The organism is Dorea ammoniilytica, from assembly GCF_025567415.1.
Classification (GTDB): Bacteria; Bacillota; Clostridia; order Lachnospirales; family Lachnospiraceae; genus Claveliimonas; species Claveliimonas ammoniilytica.
Map to the genome: position 1 here is coordinate 36,190 of NZ_JAOQJV010000014.1, position 22,032 is coordinate 58,221.

The following is a 22,032-nucleotide window of genomic DNA, read 5'->3' on the forward strand; positions in this document are numbered from 1 at the left end:
TCTCTATTATAAGTACATTGCACTGAGTCTCAATAATTCTTCCTGATCTGTCTCTTTGGTGTTAACGATTCCGGCCAGACGACCATTAGACATTACTCCAATACGGTTCGTAATTCCCAGAATCTCCGGCATCTCAGAAGAAACTACAATAATTGTTTTTCCCTGTTTTGCCATATTAATGATCAGTTCATAAATCTCATATTTTGCTCCTACATCGATTCCTCTGGTAGGATCATCCATCATAAATATACTCGGCGAACGTTCCAACCACTTTCCAAAGATAACCTTCTGCTGGTTTCCTCCGGAAAGACTTGAAATCATATCATCCGGTCCCATGCATTTTGTGCGCATGATTCGGATCTTTTCTGCAGTCGCACGTACCATACGATCATGTGACAATGCAATTCCATTCTTATAATGATTCATATTTGAAATAGTCGTATTAAAGGTAAGGTCACCTTTCAGGAACAGACCATTTGCCTTTCTTTCCTCCGTAATCAATGCAAATCCATGATCCATTGCCTCCCTTGGAGAATTGAAATTCATGATTTTACCATTGTATATTACATTACCCTCCGCTCTGGTACGCATTCCAAATATAGTTTCCAGAAGTTCGGTTCTTCCGGCACCAACCAGACCATAAAAACCAAAAATCTCACCTTTTCTAATATCAAACGAAATGTTCTGAAGCTTTGGTGCATATTTCGTCGAGAGATTCTGTACTGAAAAAACTGTCTCTCCCGGTTCATTATCCACAGGTGGAAAACGGTTATCAAGAGAACGCCCAACCATAGCTGCAATCAGCTCATTCATATCTGTGTCCTTGCTATCTTTCGTCATAACCAGATTACCATCTCGCAATACTGATATCTCATCACAAATTTCAAGGATCTCGTCCATTTTGTGAGAAATATAGATCAACGAAATTCCCTGTGCTTTCAATTGCCGCATCATCTTAAACAGCTTTTCTACTTCCGGTGCTGTCAGTGAAGATGTTGGCTCGTCCAGTACAATCACCTTTGAATTATAGGAAATCGCTTTTGCGATCTCACACATCTGACGCTGCGATACAGACATTTTCTTCATCGGCTGCGTCAGACTCACTGTAATTCCAAGCTTTCGGAACAACTTCGACGTTTCCTTTTTCATTCTTGCCTCGTCAACGATTCCGAATGAATTTTTCGGATATCGTCCAAGGAACATATTATCCACTACGCTTCTTTCCAGACACTGATTCAACTCCTGATGAACCATTGCCACCCCATTTTCAAGCGCATCCTTCGGACCCGAGAAATTAACTTCCCGTCCATCTAATATAATTGTCCCCTCATCTTTCTGATAGGTTCCAAATAGACATTTCATCATTGTCGATTTTCCGGCACCATTCTCACCCATAAGTCCCATGATAGATCCGGGTTTGACATTCAGGTCAATATGTTTCAGAACCTTATTCCTGCCGAATGATTTGCTCATGCCATTAATCGATAAGATGTACTTATTCTTATCCTCTGCCATAGCTCTGCTTCCTTTTCTTAGAGAAAGAAGGGCATCCAGCCCGACGCCCTTCTTTATTTCATTCATTTACTGTTTTACTTACTTCTTAGTTAGAAAGGATTGATGTATATGCTGCTGCGTTATCTGTCTTAACCATGTTAATTGCAAATGCATCATACTCTCCAGGATTACCAAGACGATTTGTGATGTTAGACTCTGTCTGTCCATCTCCACCGATGTAATCTACAGTTAAGTTGAGAAGATCATCGTAGTTCTCAAGCAGTGGCTGATATGTAGAACTCAGGAAATTATCAGATGAGTTATAAATGTTCAGCCATACTTTCTTAGATGGGCTCTTCTCTGAATCCAGCTGCTTAGAAACCTTGTCATAAATCTTGGTAGAATCTGTAAAGTCTTTGTAGTTATCAGCTGTTACTGCAACATTCAATGCGTAGTAAGATCTGTCTTCTTCGCTGTATCTGTAATCTTCACCTTCTGTCAGGCAGTTGCCAGCTTCATCAGCTGTACCGATACCTGTGTCAATATCTACTCCGTCAAGTGAGTTACGAAGAACTCTCAGTGTCAGATAAGCCTGAACATCTGCATGCTGTGAAATTGTTCCGCCGTATCCTTCGCCGATAGCTGCTACTGCATCACTGTTTGCATCATATCCAAATGTTGGAACTTTGCTGTCTTTTGCCCATGCATTGAACATTGACATTCCCATACCATCATTGTTAGAAACAACAACATCAATCTCATCACCAAATGATGCTGTCCATGTTCCGATTGCATTACCGGCTGTAGCTGCATCCCATGTTGCTCCTGCTGCGTTCTTCATTTCCTGAGAAGCCAACTCACGAATCGTAAATGTCTTTCCATCGATTTCAAGAGTTGCATCCTGAACAACTTTAGATGAGCCGTCTACATTTGTTCCTGCCGGAGTAGAATCAACATCGCCATCAGCTTCTACGCCTGTACCAAGAGCTGAACGAACACCACGTGTACGTGCAATTGAATCATTATGTCCGATATCTCCGATCGCAAGTACGTAACCGATCACTCCGTCACCATTTCTGTCGATCTTGTCCGCATTAGCTTTGATATAATCTACAACCATCTGACCCTGAAGTTCAGCACCCTGGTTAGCATCAAATCCTACATAATAAGTATCTTTGTTAAAGTTCAGTGCCTCCTGATCCAGCTCTCCGGTTGAGCTGTTAGATGGCTGACGGTTGAACCAGCACAGTGGTTTGTCTTTGTTGGCTGTGCTGCTCTCTGAAGAACTTGATGACTTAGATGAATCAGATGAACCTGAAGATCCGCCACAGCCTGCCAGAGATAATGCAAGCGTTGCTGCCAGCATTGTTGCAATTACTTTTCTTTTCATTTTTCTTTCCTCCCATTTGGTTGTTTTGTTCTATAAGCCCTTCGCTTAATTGATTAATTTAATTATAATAACGAACCAAGCCGGAAAGAATAGAATATTTTTGGATTAATTATTAAAATTCTATTGTTTTTCTTAATATTTTTATGTATTTCCACTAATTCCCTGTTCAGCGCATAATAAAAGACTATGCATTTGGAACCACTTTACTATCTTGTCCATCTGCATAGTCTTTTTACTTTTGTTATTTACCAATCTCTCGTCTCCATCAGTATCACGGTACCTCCGGAATAATCAATCACCGCTTCATCTTCGCCTTCCGCGATCTCATTGCTTACGCAGAGACTGTCATACGGTGTCAACGTATGATCCCTGAGCGGATACTTTGCCCCGATAATATTAAATCCATAGACAATCTCACCTAGCGGAAATACACTGAAATACGGACCGTACATATCTTCTCTACGGATATGTGTCTCGCCGCCGATCAGACGAATCCGATTCTGTGTATCCAGAATCTCAGCATAGATACCTGCCTTATGTGAAATCATCAGAGTCTGTACATTTGCCCAGAAATGATCCAGTCTTCCACCTGTCGCACCCAGAATGATCAGCTTACTACATCCCAGCGTCATACCAAGACGCACTGCAATCTCTGTATCCGTTGCATCCTTCACCGGATTAAACTCCCGGATCGGTACATCGTTCCGCTCCTTGTAATAGGTAACGATCTCCTCTGGCAGACTGTCAAAATCTCCTACGATATAGTTCGGACGGATCTTGTGGCGATAGAGAAATTCTACGCCCCGATCTACACCGATCACACATGGTTCTTCATACTCCCTAAGCGTTTCAAATGTCAATGCCTCATCAAGAGTTCCCCCACTGACAATGATCGCACACTTACTCATAGTCTCTGAATATCTCCACAAATTTTCTTGTATTTTCAACAATGTTATCACCGAATACAGCAGAACCGGCTACCAGAATATTAGCTCCTGCATCCAGGATCTTACGGGCATTCTCAAGCTTCACACCGCCATCAACCTGAATATCGATCTCTTTTCCGCTTTCTTCAATCATTTTTCTGGTCTCACGGATACGATCCAGTGATTCTTCCATGAACTTCTGTCCACCCGCACCCGGATGTACAGACATGATCAGTATCATATCTACATATTCCAGATATTCACGGATCTCTTCTACCGGTGTCTCAGGACAGATAGAAAGTCCTGCCATAATTCCAAGATCTTTAATCTCCGTCAACGTCTTGCGTACATCCGGACATGCCTCAAGATGTACCGTGATCAGGTCTGCACCTGCCTCTTTAAACGCTTTCACATAACGGATTGGATCCTGCACCATAAGATGTGCATCCATCACCTGGTGTGTTGCCTTACGGATCGACTTCATAACCGGAATTCCGAAAGATATATTTGGCACAAACATACCATCCATAACGTCAAAGTGCAGGTAAGCTGCACCGCCTTCTTCTGTTTCTTTGATATCCTTACCAAGCTGTGTAAAATCTGCTGACAGAATGGAAGGAGCAATTACGTACTTCAATTCTAGTACCTCCTCTTTTCCTTTAGTTCTTTATATAATTCCAGATAATTCTGATATCTTACCTGGCTGATCTTACCTTCTTCCAGTGCACGCTTCACCGCACAGTCCGGTTCATGCACATGATCGCATCCATTGAATCTGCACTGTCCTTCATATGGTTCAAATTCTGGAAAATACTGTTTGAGTTCTTCTTTTTCAAAATCATTGGTATACAGCGAGCTGAATCCCGGAGTATCCATGATATATGTATTCTCATCTACTGTAATCAGCTCGGAATGTCTTGTAGTGTGCTTGCCGCGGTCAATCTTCTGGCTGATTGCCCCCGTCTCCATCTGTATCTCCTGCTGTAGACAATTGATCAGCGAAGACTTACCCACACCGGATGGTCCCGCCACCGTCGTTGTCTTTCCTTCCAGCAGTTCTCTGATCTCGTCAATATTCTCTTCCATCCGTGCGCTGATAAATGCCACACGATATCCAGATGGCTCGTAAATCTCTCTGATCTCCTGCATCTCTTCCAATGAAGCCACATCTTGTTTATTAAAGCACAATACAACAGGTATGTCCTTGCTTTCCATCATAACCAGAAAACGATCCAACAGATTAAAATGTGGGGCCGGCTTCTTTATCGCAAATACCACAAGTGCCTGATCCACATTGGCAACCGCCGGACGGATCAATTCATTCTTTCTGGGCAGTATCTCACGAATATTACCCAGTTTCGTCTCTTCATCCAGAATATCAATCTCTACATTATCACCAACCAATGGTTTGGTGCCTTTTTTTCGAAAAATACCTTTTGCCTTACATTCGTAAATACCGAATTCTACTACGTGAACATAGTAGAATCCGGCAATACCTTTCACTATCTTACCCTGCATAATTACTGCTCATTTCCCATATTACCACCAGAAGCGGATGAACCGGTACTGATCACAAGACTTACTCCTGTGCCCTTAGATGCTTCCGATCCAACACCAGGACTACAACTGATAACGCACCCTGCTGCCACCGTATCACTGGAAATATATGTTGTATCTGATACAGTCAGTCCTGCATTGCTGATCATCTGTCGTGCACTCGCCTCTGATACATTGACCACATTCGGTACCGTCAGCTTCGTCTCCGGTTTCTTGCCAAGACTTACTACCAGACTGACACTGGTTCCTTTTTCCACCTTGCCACTTGCCGGATCCTGACGAATAACCTGACCTTCTGAATAATTCTCATTATACTCTGTCTCAACAGTAGACACTGTCAGGCCTGCTCCTGTGATCGCGCTCTTGGCTTCTGACTCTGTCTTACCGACCACATTCGGTACCGTAATTTTCTCAGAACCTTTGCTGACCTGCATGGTAATCTCTGTATCTTTGCTAACCTTAGTTCCAGCTGTCGGATTCGTGCCGATAACAGTCCCCTGCTCTTCTTCACTGTACACAGCTTCCGATTTGATATTGGTAAATCCTGCATTTTCCAGCGCTTTCTGAGCTGATGCTTCATCCTGTCCGGATACATCCGGGATTGTACCTTCTTCTGACTTCTTTCCAGAGCTTACCACAATCTCTACGTCATAGCCTTTCTTTACGCGTTTGCCCTCTTCCGGATTCTGTTCGATAACATATCCTTCGTCATATTTTTTAGACTCACGTCTGGCTGTAACCTTACATTTCAATCCGGATTCTTCCAGGATCTGCTTAGCTTCGCCTTCTGTCTTGCCTACAAGATTCGGCACTTTAATCTTATTCTCTGTATCAAGTGCCAGGATACCTTTATTAAACTTCAAGACACCTGTAGCCTTACCAACTACAACTCCCAATACCACAAGGATCAATACAGCTACCACGATCGTAAGAATCTTCATGATCTTATTCATACGCGGGTTCACTTCATCACTGTCATGCTCCTCGCCTTCGTCATCGTAATCATCGTCATACTCATCATCATAATCGTCATCATAGCTATCATCATCGTAATCATCCGCATCATCATAAGAATCACGGATATCATTCAACTCATCTTCTGTAATGATCACAGTATCTGCATTATTCTGTGGGATGATCTGTACAAAGTCGCCATCCGGATCTACTAATGAATGTTTTAGATCTTTGATAAGATCTTCCATATTATCATAACGTCTCTCCGAATTCTTCTGTGTACATTTTAAAATAATCTGTTCCAGACTGTACGGAATATCCGGCACTTCTTCCGATGGCGGCGTAATCTCTTCCTGCAGATGCTTCACAGCAACTTCTACAGCTGTCTCACCATCAAACGGTACATGACCTGTCACCATCTCATACAAGGTAATACCTACGGAATAGATATCACTCTTGGTATCTACATACCCGCCTCTTGCCTGCTCCGGCGAAGTATAATGTACGGATCCCATCGCAGAAGTGCTGACCGTCGCTGACGATGCAGCCTTGGCAATACCAAAATCTGTCACCTTCACCTTTCCATCCTTGGAGATCATCACATTATGCGGCTTGATATCCCGATGTACGATCTGTCGTTCATGTGCCGCTTCAATACCATTACACATCTGAATGGCGATGCTGATAACTTCCTTTGCAGACAGTCTGCCTTTTTTATCAATATATTCTTTTAACGTGATACCGTCTACCAGTTCCATGACCATGTAGTACAGACCACGATCTTCACCTACATCATATACATTAACAATATTCGGGTTCAGAAGCCCGGCTGCTGCCTGAGCCTCGGAGCGAAACTTCTTAACAAATGTCTCGTCCTCTCTGAATTCCTTCTTCAATACTTTGATCGCCACATAACGATTCAGCATATGGTCTTTGCCTTTGTAGACATCTGCCATACCGCCTGCACCGATCTTCGTTAACACTTCATATCGCTTACCTAAATAAATGCTCACCACGTACTCTCCTCACTTGCAATCGGTTCGGCAAGTACCACTCCGATGTTATCTCTTCCTCCGTTGCTGTTCGCTCTGTCTATCAGCATCTGAACAGCTTCGACAACATCCCGTGACCCCTTCACCAGTCCAAACATATCTTCGTCTTCTACCATGTTACTAAGTCCATCGGTACACATCAGAATCTTATCTCCCCTTTTGATCCTGAATTCATAGAAATCAGCTTCTGCTTCATCCTTCACCCCCATGGCTCTGGTAATAATATTCTTATCCGGATGATTCCTTGCATCTTCCGCCTTGATACCACCCAGACGTACCATCTCTTCTACCAGGGAATGATCCTTGGACAACTGCTTTATATTATCATCTATCAAATAGAGACGGCTGTCACCGATATTGGCAAAATACAGCGTATCACCGATCACCGTTGCAACTACAAGTGTCGTACCCATGCCTTCCAGCTTCACGTCCCTCGATGCCACACGGATCAGCTCCCGGTTGGCAACCTGTATCGCGTCATGCATTACTTTTTCCGGCTTTCTGCTCCTGCTTCCTGCAATCTCACGCTTTACAACCTCTACTGTGAATTTGGATGCAAAATCACCCGCCTTGTGTCCTCCCATTCCATCGGCTACCACAAGCAGGTTTGGGAACGGACCGATCGGCTGCCCCGTTGCATATACATAATCCTGATTCATTTCACGCCGTCTTCCGACATCAGTCATTGCATAATATTTCATCTAGTTCTCCTTTTTAGAAGTAATATGACGTCGTCTCAATTGACCGCAGGCTCCATCTATATCAGAGCCGCGTTCTCTTCTTATTGTAACATTTATTCCATTATGTTCAAGTTTATTTTTGAATTCCTCCGCATTTTTGCGACTGGGTTTCTGGAATGCGCGCTCTTTGATCGGATTCACCGGAATCAGATTCATATGACAATTCATATGTCCCAGCATCTTAATCAGTCTTGCCGCATCCTCTGCTGTGTCATTGACTCCCTGCACCAGACTGTATTCAAATGTGATGCGCCGTCCTGTCTTCTCAAAATACTCCTCACATGCCGCAAGTACCTCTGACAGATCATACTGATAAGCGATTGGCATCAGTTCCTGTCGTTTTTCCTGACTGGAACCATGCAGTGACAAAGCCAGTGTGATCTGTAGCTTTTCTTCTGCAAGCCGTTTAATATTAGGCACAATCCCACAGGTCGATGCTGTGATATTACGCTGGCTGATATGCAGTCCATGTTCATCACTGACCATATGGATAAACTTCAGAAAATTATCGTAGTTATCTAATGGCTCTCCGGTTCCCATGACTACGATATTGGATACCCGCTCTCCGCTGATTTTCTGAATTCGGTACACCTGTCCCAGCATCTCTGATGTAGTCAGATTTCGTACCTTTCCACCAATCGTCGAGGCACAGAACTTGCATCCCATCCGACATCCGACCTGTGATGAAATGCAAACTGAATTGCCATAATTATATTTCATCAGTACACTCTCTACCACATTGCCGTCTTCCAGCTCAAAGAGGAATTTTTCCGTAGGATCCTTCTTCGATATCTGATGCTCCAGCATATCCACCTTGCGGATCACATACTGTGCTTCCAGCCTTTCCCGCAGGCTCCTGGAAAGATTGGTCATTTCCTGAAAGCTGTCTGCCAGCTTCACATGCAGCCATTCATAGATCTGTTTCCCCCGAAAGGCCTTTTCTCCAATTCTCGTCATTTCTTCCTGCAGTTCTTTATAATCCAAGGAACGTATATCTATTTTTTCGATTGTCTTTTCCATCGTTATTCTCTCATTTCTTCAGACTATGCTGTATTTACTTTCTGACAAACTCAGCAATATAGAATCCATCACTGTCATCCACTCCTGGAAGGAACTGTCGTTCTCTTACCAGTTCAAACTCCGGATACTGCTCTGCAAACCACGCTGCGTTCTCCTGATTCTCTGCCCTGTGGATCGTACAGGTGCTGTATAACAGCTTACCGCCGGACTTGACATAGCGGTGTACCACAGACAGGATCTCTCTCTGCAAATGAACCAGTTCTTCCTGTGTATCCGGATTCATTTTATACTTCAGATCCGTCTTTTTACCAAGTACACCAAGTCCCGAACACGGCAGATCCGCGATCAGAATGTCTGCCTTCTTCTCAGATGCTTCGTCGTATACCGTTGCATCCTGACACACAGCTTCTATATTATCTATGCCTATACGCGCAATATTATCACGGATCAGGTCTACCTTGTACGGCGTCAGATCCCTCGCTTCTACATGTCCCTTTCCTGCAAGCTTATCTGCCAGATGCAACGACTTGCCACCCGGTGCTGCACACACATCGATAATATACTCGTCCTCTTTCGGATCTGCCCATTCCGCCACTTCCATAGAACTGATATCCTGTACCTGGAAATGTCCCGTTCTGAAGCTTTCCAATGCTCCCAGATAATCATATCCACTGATAAATAATGCACTGTCTACGGTATCACACAGGCGTACCTTCACGCCTTCTTTCTTCAGTTCCTCCGCAAGCTTCTCTCTGCTGATCTGACTCAGATTACACCGGATTGTTGTTGGACGTTCAGCCAGAAATGCCTGCAGCATCTTCTCTACCATCTCACGATCATAATTCTTCAGCCATTCGGTAATGATCCATTCCGGCATTGAATATATTACGGACAGCCACTTTACCGTATCTGACTTATCCGGATACTTCACATTGTCCAGGTTACGGCTGATATTGCGCAGCACGCCATTGACAAATCCTTTTAATCCGGAGAATCCTCTCTTACCGGCCAGCTTCACTGCCTCATTGCAGACAGCCGAATCAGGAACGCTGTCCATATACTTCAGCTGATAGACTGCGCTCCTGATAATTGTCCGGATCACCGGTTTCATTTTATTGACTTTTGTCTTGGAGAACTGGTTAATAATATAATCCAGTTCTATCATACGTTCTAATGTACCCTCGGTTACTCTCGTAATAAATGCCCGCTCCGATTTGTCCAGATACTGGTAATTCTCCAGCACATTCCGAAGGGCAATATGACTGTACTCTCCATCTCTGGTTACCGCCAGAAGAATCTCAAGTATCAGTTCCCGGTCATTTACTGTATTTCCCATATATTCTCCTTTTGTAACTGTTCAGACTCTTAATCATTGCGTCTTCCGCCAGTCAGAATCAGAATTCTGAGCAACTGTAAGATTGCAGATGCTGTTCCTGCCACATAAGTCAGTGCTGCCGCCGTCAGTACCTTACGCACATCAGATACCTCTGGTTCATAGAGCATTCCCGTACTGCCAAGCAGATTCAGGGCTCTTCTGGACGCATTAAATTCTACCGGAAGAGTCACGATCTGAAACAATACCGCCAGTGAAAATGCAAGAATACCAAGATTCAATAATGTCACTGACATATTATTGTTAAAGATCAGTCCCAGAATGATCAATGGCCATGCAATACCGCTTCCAAAACTTGCTACCGGTGCCAGTGTGCTTCGGATAGAAAGCGGTACATATCCCCTTGCATGCTGTAATGCGTGACCGCACTCATGTGCTGCAACTCCAATAGCCGCAACAGATGTAGACTGCCATGTAGCATCTGACAGACGCAGTACTTTATTTCTCGGATCATAATGATCTGTCAGATTGCCGGATACATGCTCTACACGCACATCATAGATTCCCTGGCTGTGCAGAATACGCTCCGCAGCTTCTCTTCCGGTCATTCCGTTGTGGCTGCGCACTCTGGAATACTTCTGAAATGTACGGTTCATCTTAGACGATGCTGCCATGCAGATTACCACACCGATCAGCACCAGTATATACGTAGGATCCATATAATAATAAAACATTGTTCTTCCCCCCTGTAATGCGTTTTCCTTATTATAGTCGAAAAACAGGCCAATAACCTGTTTTTCACACTTTTTTTACAATGTTTCTCCTATTTTTATCTGATTACCCCGCAGAAATGCATCGGTATCCATTCTTTTCTTGCCTGGAAGCTGCAGACTCAGGATCTTCAGCATCCCTTTTCCGGTCTGCACTGCAAATGTCTTCTTATCTACTTCTGCAACTGTACCCGGTGCCTGTCCCGACTCTTTATCCAGAACCTCAGCCTCCCAGATCTTCATAGTCTTATCACTCCATGAAGTATATGCGCTTGGCCATGGATTTAAGCCCCGGATCAGCCGCTCGATCTCTACCGCAGGCTTTGTCCAGTCGATATCTCCCATCTTCTTATTCAGCTGCTTCGCATAATCCGTACCGGTCTCGCCCTGTTTCGTGCGAACTGCAGTACCGTCTTCCACCGCCTTTAACGTCTCTACGCACAGCTTTGCTCCGGCCTCTGCCAGCTTGTCATGTAAGGATCCACCAGTTTCTTTTTCATCCAGCACGATTTCCGTCTTCATGATCATATCACCGGTGTCCAGTCCTTCATCCATCTGCATAGTTGTCACACCACTGACCGGTTCACCATTGATCACCGCCCACTGGATCGGTGCTGCACCGCGATAATCCGGAAGCAGTGAAGCATGTACATTAATACAGCCATACTTTGTCATATCCAGGATCTCTTTTGGTAAAATCTGTCCAAATGCGATAACTACCATCACATCTGCCGGATATTTCTTTAATTCTTCCACACACTCTGCATCGCGAATCCGCTGTGGCTGATATACTGGAATATCGTGTGCGAGTGCCGCCTCTTTTACCGGAGAGTACTGCATCTCCTTACCACGTCCTCTCGGCTTGTCCGGCTGTGTTACTGCCAGCACAATCTCATGCCCTGCCTCTATAAGCGCTTCCAGTGTTCCCACCGAAAAATCCGGCGTTCCCATGAAAATAACTTTCATTCTTAGTCCTCCTCGTACTCTACATCATGGATGCCATCTTTTGCGAGTTCCACATAGAGATGTCCATCCAGATGATCGATCTCATGACAGAATGCTCTTGCAAGCAATTCTTCTCCTTCCAGTTCGATCGGCTCCATATCTTCATTAAATGCTTTGACTTTTACATGATTCGGACGTGTTACAATGCCGGATTTGCCAGGAACGCTTAAGCATCCCTCTTCTCCTGTCTGTTCTCCGGACTCCTCAACGATCTCCGGATTCACCAGAACGATCGGTCCTTCACCTATATCAATTACAACAATACGTTTAAGAATGCCCACCTGTGGTGCTGCCAGTCCAACTCCTCCTGCATCGTACATTGTATCCAGCATGTCGTGGATCAATAACTTGGTACGAAGTGTCATCTTAGTCACTTCCTTGCAGGTCTTATTCAGAACCTCGTCTCCCATCACGCGTATTTCTCTCAGTGCCATTTATTGTTCTCCTTTCACAGATCCGGTCACCAGAACCGAACCACTTAAAATATATTCATCGGATTAAAATCAAACTGAATTCTCAGTGTCTGAAACCCGGAATTAACCTTAATATAACGTTCCAGCTGATTTTTCACTCTTATCAGCATACCATATTTCGGACATTTTAGATAGAGAATCTTTCGGTAAATGTCACTGACCTTACCGACATACGGTACTGCCGGGCCGATTACTTCCAGATAATCGCCACCGATCCGCTCAGCATAAGCCTTCAGATATTCTGCTGCTGTATTCAGATGGTTCTCATCTTCTCCCATCATAAGCACTGCCAGCATATTCTCCACCGGTGGATATCCCATCCGGTCACGAAATTCCAGTTCTTCCCGATAAAACGCCTGATAATCCTGCTTTGCCGCTGTTTTAATGCTATAGTGCTCCGGATCATAAGTCTGGATCACCACTTCACCCGGTGCACTTCCTCTTCCCGCACGACCAGCTGCCTGCACCAGCAGCTGGAATGTACGCTCCCCGGATCTGTAATCCGAAGAATATAACGACATATCTGCTGCCAGCACTCCCACCAGCGTCACTGCCGGAAAATCATGTCCCTTCACGATCATCTGCGTACCAACCAGAATATCTGCTTCGCCATCCGCAAATGCAGATAATATTCTTTCATGACCGTCTTTATTCTTCGTCGTATCCATATCCATTCGCAGGACTCTGGCTTCCGGAAATTCCCGTTTCACCAGATCCTCGATCTGCTGAGTTCCTGCCTTGAATCCGCCCACATGACGAGATCCACAGGATGGGCATACTTTTATCATCGGTTCTTCATAACCGCAGTAATGGCAGATCAGCTTGCCATTCCGATGTGCTGACAATGACACATCACAATGTGGACATTTCACCACATATCCACAGGAACGACAGGATACAAATCCTGCATAGCCTCTCCGGTTGATGAACAACATCGTCTGCTGCCCCTTTTCCAGCCGGTCTCTGATCTTCTCCCGGAGCAGATCACTGAAGATTGACCGGTTGCCATGTGCCAGTTCTTCCCGCATATCTGTCGTATGTACTGTCGGGAGTGGTCTGTTTCCCACTCGCTCCTTCAGTTCTATCAGACGATATTCCCGCATCTGGCACCGGTAATAACTTTCCATAGACGGTGTGGCCGAACCCAGTACTACACTTGCATGTTCCATCTCCGCTCTTGCGATCGCCGTCTCTCTGGCATGGTATCTCGGTACCTGTTCACTCTTATAACTGTTCTCATGTTCCTCGTCAATAACGATCAATCCCAGATTCGGAAATGGTGTAAAGAGCGCAGATCTCGGTCCGATCATCACATCCAGCTCACCATTTGCTGCCCGCTGCATCTGATCGTACCGCTCCCCCGCCGACATCCGGGAATGCATCACCGACACACGGGCACCAAATATCTGATAAAAACGCATCACCGTCTGCCAGGTCAGTGCAATCTCCGGTATGAGTACAATCGCCTGTCTCCCCTCTGCCGCCACCGTCCGGATCATTTCCATATATACTTCCGTCTTGCCGCTTCCGGTCACGCCATGTATCAAGTAAGCGCCATAGTCTCCGGCCAGATAATCCCTCTGAAATTGTTCAATTGCCTGCTGCTGTTCCTGCGTATACCGGATCGGCACGTTCTGTTCCCGCTTCTGGATCTTTGGATTCCGGTACTCCCGCTCAGACGCCACCTTCAACACACCTTGATCTTCCAGTGCACGTACTACCGATGCGGTCACATGAAGTTTCTTCACTGCCAGACTGTAATCCATTTCCGGGCTGTCTAAAAGCGCCGCAAGTACCCTGGCTCTTGCCTTCTGATTCTTCTCCAGATACCGTTCAAGTCTCTCTTTTCCTTCCTGCTCTGTAAGACACAGACGCAGGGTACGTTTCGTTCGCTCCTGTTCCTTTTTCTTGATTGGAAGTACCGTCTTTAATGCCTGGATCATAGTACCGCCATAAGCTTCCTTCATCCATGCTGCCAGACGTACCAGTCTGGATTCGATTGCCATGCCCTTTTCATCAATCTCAAGAATCGGCTTAATCTTCTCCGGCGCATAGTCCGGTTTCTCTGAAAATCCAACTACATATCCACGAATCTTTCGATCACTTTTTCCAAATGACACGATCACTTCCGATCCAATACACAGACGATCCTTCAGCGTATCCGGTATCCGATACTGAAATACTTTATCCAGTTTTTCATGTGTAATATCTACAATAACATCTGCATACATTCTCTCACCAGCTCTTTATCATCCATCGGATAACGGATGCCCCGTATCTCCTGATAATTCTCATGTCCTTTCCCCGCGATCAGGATCATATCTCCTGTCTGCGCATGTTCGATTGCATAATAAACGGCTTCTTTCCTGTCTGCAATCATTGTATAATAAACGTCTGTTTTTAACAAACCAATTTCTATCTCTTTCATAATAGCTTCCGGATCTTCGTATCTTGGATTATCCGTCGTCACGATCACCTGATCCGCATATTTCCCTGCCGTCTGCCCCATCGCCATCCTTCTGGATTTTGACCGGTTGCCGCCACATCCAAAGATGACAACAATTCTCTTCGGCTGATAACTTCGTAATGTCTTCAGACTATTCTTCAGACTCATAACATTGTGAGCATAATCCACCAGAATTCTATATCCTGTCAATATCGGAAGTTTTATCTGCTCCATCCGTCCCGGAACCTGCACTGTCCGCAAGGTCTCAAAGATCACTGCATCCAGTACTCCCATTTCTTTCAACACCGCCATTGCAGCAAGCCCATTGGATATATTATACTGTCCCGGCATGGATAATGTAAGTCTTCCCGACGCATTTCCACTCACATTACAGCTTATTCCAAGTTCTCCCTGCAAATTGATATGTTCAATCTGCTCTGCAACGTAATCTGCCATCTGCGTATTCTGTCCATCACATTCCCCATCTCTTACCATATAACGGACCTTTCTGCAAATGGTCTGCGCCCACACTTCCTCCAGAAGCGCATCATTCTGGTTGCCGGCTGCGAACTCTGTCTGTAAAAACAATTTACGCTTACATTCCAGATACTCCTGCATATCCGCATGTTCTTCCGGTCCAATATGATCCTCTCCCAGATTGGTAAATACCGTTGCCGTAAACTGAATTCCTTCTACCCGATGCATCTTTAATGCCTGAGAAGACACTTCCATCACCACTGAATCACATCCAGCATCCGCCATAATCCGGAGATACTGCTGAAGCTCAAGTGATTCCGGTGTGGTATGGATCTCTGTCTGAAAGCTCCCTGTCTCTGCGCCATCAGCATTTACTTCGATTGTTCCTATTAATCCTGTTTTATGTCCTGCCTGTCTGAGACCTTCCCGTATCATATAGGTAGTGGTCGTCTTCCCTTTCGTCCCGGTCACACCTATGATCTGCATTTCTTTTGCAGGATAACAATAAAATGCCGCTGCTATCTCTGCCAGTGCAATACGCGTATCCAGAACTGATATCACTGTAATCTGCTCTGGCAGCCGGTCTTTTTTCCAATCATTTGATTGCTGTACAACTATCGCAACCGCTCCCCGCCTTACAGCCTCTTCGATATAATCATGCCCATCTGTCTGATATCCTTTGATACATACAAACATACTGCCTGACCTTGTTTTTCTGGAATCATATGCAATCTCCATCACAACCGTCTCTATTGTTCCCTGTATAACTCGATATTCAACTCCTGAAATCAATTCCTTTATGCGAATACTCATTTCCACACATCCCGTAACTTCCTTGCTATCATTTTATGCCGAAAGCCTTGTATGGTAACAAAAGAGGCAGATTACTCTGCCTCTTTTATCCGTATTCACATCTACATTAGTTCATATGTGTTGCAATAGAGTCTAACTTCTCCATATCACTCTCATTGATAGAGTATACATGATCACCATCAGAATTCTCTTCATAAGTAACATTGAGTGTCACTGTCTGTGGATCATACGTCTGTGCCTGATTGATACTTTCCTGTACAGACTCATTAAAGACTGCCATATAACCACTTTCATCTACGCCATTTGCCACTGCTTCCTGAAGCTTGTTCGTGAAGATTGTCTGCAGATTATCCAGAAGACCTACCGGAGTAATCTCTACATCTACAGTAAAATTATCATTGTCATCTTTAACTGCGTCTTTTACTGTCCAGGTAATCTTCTTATATCCCTCTTCAATCATAGCAACATATGCCTCAATCTCATCATCTGTTGCAGTCAGTCCAGATTGAGCCAGAGCATCTTTGGCAACCTGAATATTATTATCTTCCAGCTCTTTCTTAATATCTTCTTCGCTCTCACCCACATCCTCTGCGTGCGCCTTGTAATCTCCGTGATAAGTTGCGTCCAGCACACCCTCCACGTAACCTTTTGCGTCAAAATCCTCTTCTTTTTCTCCGCAGGCTGCAAGTGAAAATACCATCACTCCAGCTAATAACGCTGCTACCAGTTTCTTCATGATACATGTTCTCCTTTCGCTCATTCCGCATTTATGATTTACGCCATCGGCATTAAATCCTTAATCTTTTGTAACTTTCTAATGTCTGCTGTCATACTCGGCCAGATAACGCTGTACATACTCTACATCTGAAGGACAGTCCAGATATTCACAACCATACTTCTGTCTGGTCTCAGCTCCTTTACCTGTAACCAGAAGAAGTGTCTTACCTTCTGCCGTCTCGATTGCATCCTTGATCGCCTCTCCACGATCCTCAATCATCTTATACGGACACTTCTGTGCTTCTACATACTGCGCGATCTCTTTGGAAATATCTTCCACCGGTTCGTATCCCGGATCCTCTGCCACTAAGTATACCATCTTAGAATACTGACCGGCAATCGTTCCCAGATATTTTCTTCGGAGAAGTGATTTCTTACCCGGGCATCCAAAGATGGCTACCAGACCATAATCCGGGAATTCCTCTTTCATAGCCGAGAATAACTTTTCAAAGCTTAGCTTGTTATGTGCATAATCTACAATTGCCATGACCTCATGATCCTTGCTGTGATAAAACTCCATACGTCCACTGGATCTTGCGCGTCGAAGTCCAGAATGAATATATTCTGTCGGAATGCCAAGTTTCACAGATGCTGCAACTACACCAAGCGCATTCTCTACATTAAAGAAGCCCGGCATGGTAAGTACAAATTCCTCATCAAATGCTTCACATTTTACCGAAAAATGAATATCTTTTCCCTCCTTATGAATATTATAAGCATAATAATCTGCTTCCGGATTCTTTGTGCTGAATGTCACAACCTCTCCGGCTGCTTTTGATGCTTCCAGAATCTGATCAATATAATCTGCATCCAGATTCACAACTGCAGTCTTGGACTTCTCAAACATCTTCATCTTAGACTGGAAATAATCTTCAAAATCTGGATGTTCAATCGGACTAATATGATCTTCCGAAATATTCAAAAATACAGATACATCAAACTGCATTTCATCTACACGACCATACTTCAATGCCTGTGAAGAGATCTCCATCTCTGCATATTCAATGTTACAGTCCAGCGCATTGCGCAGATGCATCTGTAACTCTACTGCCTCCGGTGTAGTAATGTGTGATTCTACTTTTGATTTACCATCGTAAATGTCGATTGTTGAGATCACGGCGCTTTCCGGCTTGTCCTGTGCCGCCAGATAATCGTCCACAACCGCTTTCATATAATATGTTGAAGTAGATTTGCCCTTTGTTCCGCCAAATCCGATTACCGCAAGATCTTCCCACGGCTTATTATAGAAGAAATTAGCAAGTACCGCCATTGCATCTCTGATACCTTTCACCAGAATATACGGTACTTCTTTTTCTAATTCATATTTCTTTTCACTGACGTAACATACCGCTCCCTGATTCATTGAATTCTTCAGGTATTCTGCCTTAAATGCAGCACCCTTGCAGATAAAGAGCGTTCCCTGTGTAACTTCTCTGGAATCATAAGTAAGAAGTTTAATTTCTTCTCCGTCTTTTCCCTGCAGATCATATTCTGCAAGCATGCCTTTCTCCTCCAGCAGCTTCACATATTCCCCAAGTGTATAATGCTTCATTTCTGCCATTATTTTTCCTCCTGTTAAAACAGATCATTCTGCTTTATTACGTTATTCTACATACTCTGCTCCGGATCTGCGAATGGATTCTTCCACCAGTACATCCATTGCATCCAGACAAATAGATGCCACTTCATGCTTACCCTTAAACACGGATAATTCTGTACATGCCAGGATGATCACATCGCATCCTTTGCGCATAAATTCACTGACCACACGATCAAATTTTGCACGGTCTCCACTCTTACCTGCCTTGATATCATCGTAGATCAGTGACATTACATCCGCCTGCCGTTCTTCTGACGGCTGCACAGGCGTCACCCCTGCTTTTCTACAGGCTTTGTGATAAATCTTAGAGCCGATCGTTCCATCTGTCGCCATGATTCCCACACGCTTCACATTGTCATACTTATGTACCGCATAGTTCACACTCTCCTGGATCATATTGATCACCGGAATCTTAACTGCATTCTGTATATGTTTGTAAAAATAATGCGATGTATTGCAGGTGATTGCAATATTCGATGCTCCCAACGTCTCCAGTGTTCTGGCATCATTACACAACAGATTGATCAAATGTGTGTCATCCCCTGTACGGATTGCTTTTGTACGATCCGGCATGGATGCATGGCTCAACAGAACCATGTCAATATGCTCCTGATCCTTTTCCGCTTTCGTATGTGCAATTACATTCTCGTAGAAATAACAGCTGGCCTCCGGTCCCATACCGCCTATGATCCCCAGCATCTTTCTGTTTTTTAATTCTTCCATTTTATTCTTTCGATACCTCTAGTTATAATACGTGTCAAAGTACTTATACTGTTTCAGATGTGTTTTTACCATTCTAAGGAAACGGTTCAGTCCAAGATCTCCCTTCTTAAATACAGGATTCACCATCTTGCCTTCTGATACCAGCTTCTTCATCTTCGCTACATACTCCGGATTCTTCACATGCTTATAAGCGACTCCCTTAGGAACAGTCATCCAGAGGTGTTCCTCTGTTGCTTCTTCATATGGAAGCTCGTTGTGATAAATATAATCTTCTACAAAATACTTCGCTACATTAAATCCAGATCCTGTTACATAGTAATTACTTCTTCCCTGTCTGGTATTAATTTCAAAGAAACGATATGTGTTATCTCTCTGATCATATTTGATATCAAAATTAGAAAATCCCACATAATGAAGATCTTCCAATAGATTTTTCACACGTCCCATCAGTTCCTTATTCGGCTCTGTAATGATAACCGCATGATTGCCCAGACCATGTGGTGTATGTTCTTCCAGCAGTACATGACCCAGACACATCATCTTCACCTTGCCATCACGGTCTGAATAAGAAGTCAGCACACGCATATATTCATCATTACCTGGAATCATATCCTGAATAATAAGATCATCATCATAACCTGCGCCGTAAATCTCTTCAATTACTTTTTCAAGCTCTGCACGATCTTTGATCTTATATATCTTCTTCTGTGTCTCAAACGGGTGCTCCCAATATGCGATACTGTTCGATGGCTTCAAAATTACCGGATATGGATAATCACATGCAAAATCCAGTCCCATTTCACGCTTGTATACAATCGTCTTAGGATATGCTACGCCATGTTTCTCACATAATTCATAGAAACGTTCCTTCTGCTGTAAACTATCCATCAGGTCAAAATCAATATACGGTGCGATTACATTAGCCGGAAGCTCATTCTTATGGCGGCTTGCAAGTGCCACATAGCTATCACCACAGCCAATCAGAAGAATCTTCTTATCCTTATGTTCATTCGCGAAACGATTAATCCGCTTCATAAAATAATCGTCCGTATCAATTGCCTGATTCCCTTCATAAATCGTGATCTTACTTCGGAAACTCGGTCCGGTCTGATACTTACCGAATACGTATGATTTCACCTGATATTGTTCATAAAATGCCCGTGCAACACTGTAAGTGTTAATATCTCCACCCAGCAACACCGGGATAAATTCTCTTTCTTTAAATTCCATAATTTATATATTCCCCTTTGTCGAAATACTGTCTGTTTATTATACTCCGTACCCTATCTGGTGTCAATCGAATGAACCTTCCTGGAATCCTTCTCCCACAACCTCATTAGACTCTACAATCATCGTAAATGCATCCGGATCGATTTCATGCACACGACGTTTGATCTGATACATTTCTTTATTATTACATGCACATAAAACGATATCCTTTTCTTTCAGTGAATATCCACCTACTCCTTTGACGATTGTCGCACCTCTGCCACTGATCTTATCAATCGCATCTACAACTGCCTTGCCATGTTCCGTCACTACAAAAGTAAGTTTTCCTTTATAAATACCATACATGAAATGGTCCATTACCGTCGATATCAGAAACGTTACGATAATACCATATAATAAACCATCAATCTCATGGAATACAATCAATGTACCCAACAAAATCGTCGTACTGTCAAAGATCATCGTAAGTACGCCAAGTGTCAGATGCGGACGGATCTTACGAATGGACACTGTGATGAAATCCTGACCTCCTGTTGAAGAATCCCGCATAAATATCAATGCATATCCGAGACCACAAAGCACACCCATACACAATGCAGCAAGCAGTCTTTCTCCATCGTATACCGGAAACAATGGTGCCACATAGTCCATCAGCAATGATGAAATCACCATAGACTTTACCGAGCGGAAGAAAAAACCTTTTCCCAAAAACTTATAGCAGAATATGGATACCGGAACATTCAGCAGAATTGTTCCTATACCAATTGGCAGACCAAATATATGATATAAAATAATCGCAATACCCGAAAATCCTGCAACCGGAAAATTTGCATGCAGAGCAAAATTATAAATTCCCACTGCTATCAGAATACCGCCGATCAGATCAGCTCCTATATCAAGTACCCAGTCTTTTACCTTTGCATTCTCCATCATGTACCTCCTGTTCCATAATAACAAAAAACAGCCACAAACTATAAATCTAACTCATAAATCTATAATCCGCAACTGCTCTTTCCGCTATTCATTCTAGGCTTAATTTCACATATTGTCAAGGGTATCGCACTTCTGCCTGACTTTGAACTGAACAAAAAAAGACTGCAAACCTTATGGTCTACAGCCTCATCATATATACCTTCAAAACCGTATACAAGAAACTCTACATCTTCTTACCTATCTCCGTCTTGGTTATGCCCTCGACCGATTAGTATCAGTCAGCTACATGTGTTACCACACTTCCACCTCTGACCTATCT

The 22,032-nt window shown here is 43.8% G+C and carries 19 protein-coding genes; all 19 read right to left on the reverse strand.

What is annotated here, in order from left to right; translation table 11 throughout:
- Positions 1 to 6 precede the first annotated feature (6 nt).
- The 19 genes from OCV65_RS10145 to OCV65_RS10235 all read right to left on the reverse strand — a co-directional run bounded on the left by OCV65_RS10145 (position 7) and on the right by OCV65_RS10235 (position 21,710).
- Positions 7 to 1,515: a sugar ABC transporter ATP-binding protein gene (locus tag OCV65_RS10145; RefSeq protein ID WP_262581921.1), complete on the reverse strand. Its 1,509-nt coding sequence runs from the start codon at positions 1,513 to 1,515 to the stop codon at positions 7 to 9.
- Between the two features lie 85 nt (positions 1,516 to 1,600).
- On the reverse strand, positions 1,601 to 2,884 hold the full coding sequence (locus OCV65_RS10150) for a substrate-binding domain-containing protein (RefSeq protein ID WP_262581922.1): 1,284 nt from the start codon (positions 2,882 to 2,884) through the stop codon (positions 1,601 to 1,603).
- 245 nt (positions 2,885 to 3,129) lie between these two features.
- Positions 3,130 to 3,792 (reverse strand): thiamine diphosphokinase, encoded by a 663-nt coding sequence (locus OCV65_RS10155; protein WP_262581923.1) that lies wholly within the window; start codon positions 3,790 to 3,792, stop codon positions 3,130 to 3,132.
- Positions 3,785 to 4,447, reverse strand: coding sequence for a ribulose-phosphate 3-epimerase (gene rpe, locus OCV65_RS10160; protein WP_262581925.1), 663 nt, complete (start codon positions 4,445 to 4,447; stop codon positions 3,785 to 3,787). The genes OCV65_RS10155 and rpe overlap by 8 nt, the downstream gene beginning before the upstream one ends.
- Positions 4,448 to 4,449: 2 nt before the next feature.
- The gene (gene rsgA / locus OCV65_RS10165; protein ID WP_262581927.1) at positions 4,450 to 5,328 is read right to left on the reverse strand and encodes a ribosome small subunit-dependent GTPase A; all 879 of its coding nucleotides are present in this window, start codon (positions 5,326 to 5,328) and stop codon (positions 4,450 to 4,452) included.
- A 2-nt stretch (positions 5,329 to 5,330) separates the two neighbouring features.
- The gene (pknB, locus tag OCV65_RS10170) at positions 5,331 to 7,334 is read right to left on the reverse strand and encodes a Stk1 family PASTA domain-containing Ser/Thr kinase (protein ID WP_262581928.1); all 2,004 of its coding nucleotides are present in this window, start codon (positions 7,332 to 7,334) and stop codon (positions 5,331 to 5,333) included.
- Complete coding sequence (locus OCV65_RS10175; protein WP_262581929.1) at positions 7,331 to 8,074, reverse strand: Stp1/IreP family PP2C-type Ser/Thr phosphatase; 744 nt, start codon at positions 8,072 to 8,074, stop codon at positions 7,331 to 7,333. Before OCV65_RS10175 ends, pknB begins: the two co-directional genes overlap by 4 nt.
- On the reverse strand, positions 8,075 to 9,133 hold the full coding sequence (gene rlmN / locus OCV65_RS10180; RefSeq protein WP_262581931.1) for a dual-specificity RNA methyltransferase RlmN: 1,059 nt from the start codon (positions 9,131 to 9,133) through the stop codon (positions 8,075 to 8,077).
- A 34-nt stretch (positions 9,134 to 9,167) separates the two neighbouring features.
- Positions 9,168 to 10,469 carry a 16S rRNA (cytosine(967)-C(5))-methyltransferase RsmB gene (rsmB, locus tag OCV65_RS10185; RefSeq protein WP_262581933.1) on the reverse strand — a complete coding sequence of 434 codons (1,302 nt, stop codon included), beginning with the start codon at positions 10,467 to 10,469 and terminating at the stop codon, positions 9,168 to 9,170.
- Between the two features lie 29 nt (positions 10,470 to 10,498).
- On the reverse strand, positions 10,499 to 11,200 hold the full coding sequence (locus OCV65_RS10190; protein WP_262581935.1) for a zinc metallopeptidase: 702 nt from the start codon (positions 11,198 to 11,200) through the stop codon (positions 10,499 to 10,501).
- 75 nt (positions 11,201 to 11,275) lie between these two features.
- Positions 11,276 to 12,202: a methionyl-tRNA formyltransferase gene (gene fmt, locus OCV65_RS10195; protein WP_262581937.1), complete on the reverse strand. Its 927-nt coding sequence runs from the start codon at positions 12,200 to 12,202 to the stop codon at positions 11,276 to 11,278.
- A 2-nt stretch (positions 12,203 to 12,204) separates the two neighbouring features.
- Positions 12,205 to 12,675, reverse strand: coding sequence for a peptide deformylase (gene def, locus OCV65_RS10200; protein ID WP_262581939.1), 471 nt, complete (start codon positions 12,673 to 12,675; stop codon positions 12,205 to 12,207).
- A 44-nt stretch (positions 12,676 to 12,719) separates the two neighbouring features.
- Complete coding sequence (priA, locus tag OCV65_RS10205; protein WP_262581940.1) at positions 12,720 to 14,945, reverse strand: replication restart helicase PriA; 2,226 nt, start codon at positions 14,943 to 14,945, stop codon at positions 12,720 to 12,722.
- Complete coding sequence (locus OCV65_RS10210; protein WP_262581942.1) at positions 14,924 to 16,450, reverse strand: UDP-N-acetylmuramoyl-L-alanyl-D-glutamate--2,6-diaminopimelate ligase; 1,527 nt, start codon at positions 16,448 to 16,450, stop codon at positions 14,924 to 14,926. Before OCV65_RS10210 ends, priA begins: the two co-directional genes overlap by 22 nt.
- Before the next feature lie 106 nt (positions 16,451 to 16,556).
- On the reverse strand, positions 16,557 to 17,186 hold the full coding sequence (locus tag OCV65_RS10215) for a hypothetical protein (RefSeq protein WP_262581944.1): 630 nt from the start codon (positions 17,184 to 17,186) through the stop codon (positions 16,557 to 16,559).
- A gap of 78 nt (positions 17,187 to 17,264) precedes the next feature.
- Positions 17,265 to 18,788 carry a Mur ligase family protein gene (locus OCV65_RS10220; RefSeq protein WP_262581945.1) on the reverse strand — a complete coding sequence of 508 codons (1,524 nt, stop codon included), beginning with the start codon at positions 18,786 to 18,788 and terminating at the stop codon, positions 17,265 to 17,267.
- Between the two features lie 42 nt (positions 18,789 to 18,830).
- Positions 18,831 to 19,550, reverse strand: coding sequence for a cysteate racemase (gene cuyB / locus OCV65_RS10225; RefSeq protein WP_262581946.1), 720 nt, complete (start codon positions 19,548 to 19,550; stop codon positions 18,831 to 18,833).
- A gap of 18 nt (positions 19,551 to 19,568) precedes the next feature.
- On the reverse strand, positions 19,569 to 20,780 hold the full coding sequence (locus tag OCV65_RS10230) for a carboxylate--amine ligase (protein ID WP_262581948.1): 1,212 nt from the start codon (positions 20,778 to 20,780) through the stop codon (positions 19,569 to 19,571).
- A 63-nt stretch (positions 20,781 to 20,843) separates the two neighbouring features.
- Positions 20,844 to 21,710: a YitT family protein gene (locus tag OCV65_RS10235; protein ID WP_330666932.1), complete on the reverse strand. Its 867-nt coding sequence runs from the start codon at positions 21,708 to 21,710 to the stop codon at positions 20,844 to 20,846.
- Positions 21,711 to 22,032: the final 322 nt, after the last annotated feature.

Coding starts and splice junctions, on each gene's coding strand:
- OCV65_RS10145 (WP_262581921.1), bottom strand. CDS start 1,515: ATGGCAGAGGATAAGAATAAGTACATCTTATCGATTAATGGCATGAGC.
- OCV65_RS10150 (WP_262581922.1), bottom strand. CDS start 2,884: ATGAAAAGAAAAGTAATTGCAACAATGCTGGCAGCAACGCTTGCATTA.
- OCV65_RS10155 (WP_262581923.1), bottom strand. CDS start 3,792: ATGAGTAAGTGTGCGATCATTGTCAGTGGGGGAACTCTTGATGAGGCA.
- rsgA (WP_262581927.1), bottom strand. CDS start 5,328: ATGCAGGGTAAGATAGTGAAAGGTATTGCCGGATTCTACTATGTTCAC.
- OCV65_RS10175 (WP_262581929.1), bottom strand. CDS start 8,074: ATGAAATATTATGCAATGACTGATGTCGGAAGACGGCGTGAAATGAAT.
- rlmN (WP_262581931.1), bottom strand. CDS start 9,133: ATGGAAAAGACAATCGAAAAAATAGATATACGTTCCTTGGATTATAAA.
- rsmB (WP_262581933.1), bottom strand. CDS start 10,469: ATGGGAAATACAGTAAATGACCGGGAACTGATACTTGAGATTCTTCTG.
- OCV65_RS10190 (WP_262581935.1), bottom strand. CDS start 11,200: ATGTTTTATTATTATATGGATCCTACGTATATACTGGTGCTGATCGGT.
- fmt (WP_262581937.1), bottom strand. CDS start 12,202: ATGAAAGTTATTTTCATGGGAACGCCGGATTTTTCGGTGGGAACACTG.
- def (WP_262581939.1), bottom strand. CDS start 12,675: ATGGCACTGAGAGAAATACGCGTGATGGGAGACGAGGTTCTGAATAAG.
- priA (WP_262581940.1), bottom strand. CDS start 14,945: ATGTATGCAGATGTTATTGTAGATATTACACATGAAAAACTGGATAAA.
- OCV65_RS10210 (WP_262581942.1), bottom strand. CDS start 16,450: ATGAGTATTCGCATAAAGGAATTGATTTCAGGAGTTGAATATCGAGTT.
- OCV65_RS10215 (WP_262581944.1), bottom strand. CDS start 17,186: ATGAAGAAACTGGTAGCAGCGTTATTAGCTGGAGTGATGGTATTTTCA.
- OCV65_RS10220 (WP_262581945.1), bottom strand. CDS start 18,788: ATGGCAGAAATGAAGCATTATACACTTGGGGAATATGTGAAGCTGCTG.
- cuyB (WP_262581946.1), bottom strand. CDS start 19,550: ATGGAAGAATTAAAAAACAGAAAGATGCTGGGGATCATAGGCGGTATG.
- OCV65_RS10230 (WP_262581948.1), bottom strand. CDS start 20,780: ATGGAATTTAAAGAAAGAGAATTTATCCCGGTGTTGCTGGGTGGAGAT.
- OCV65_RS10235 (WP_330666932.1), bottom strand. CDS start 21,710: ATGGAGAATGCAAAGGTAAAAGACTGGGTACTTGATATAGGAGCTGAT.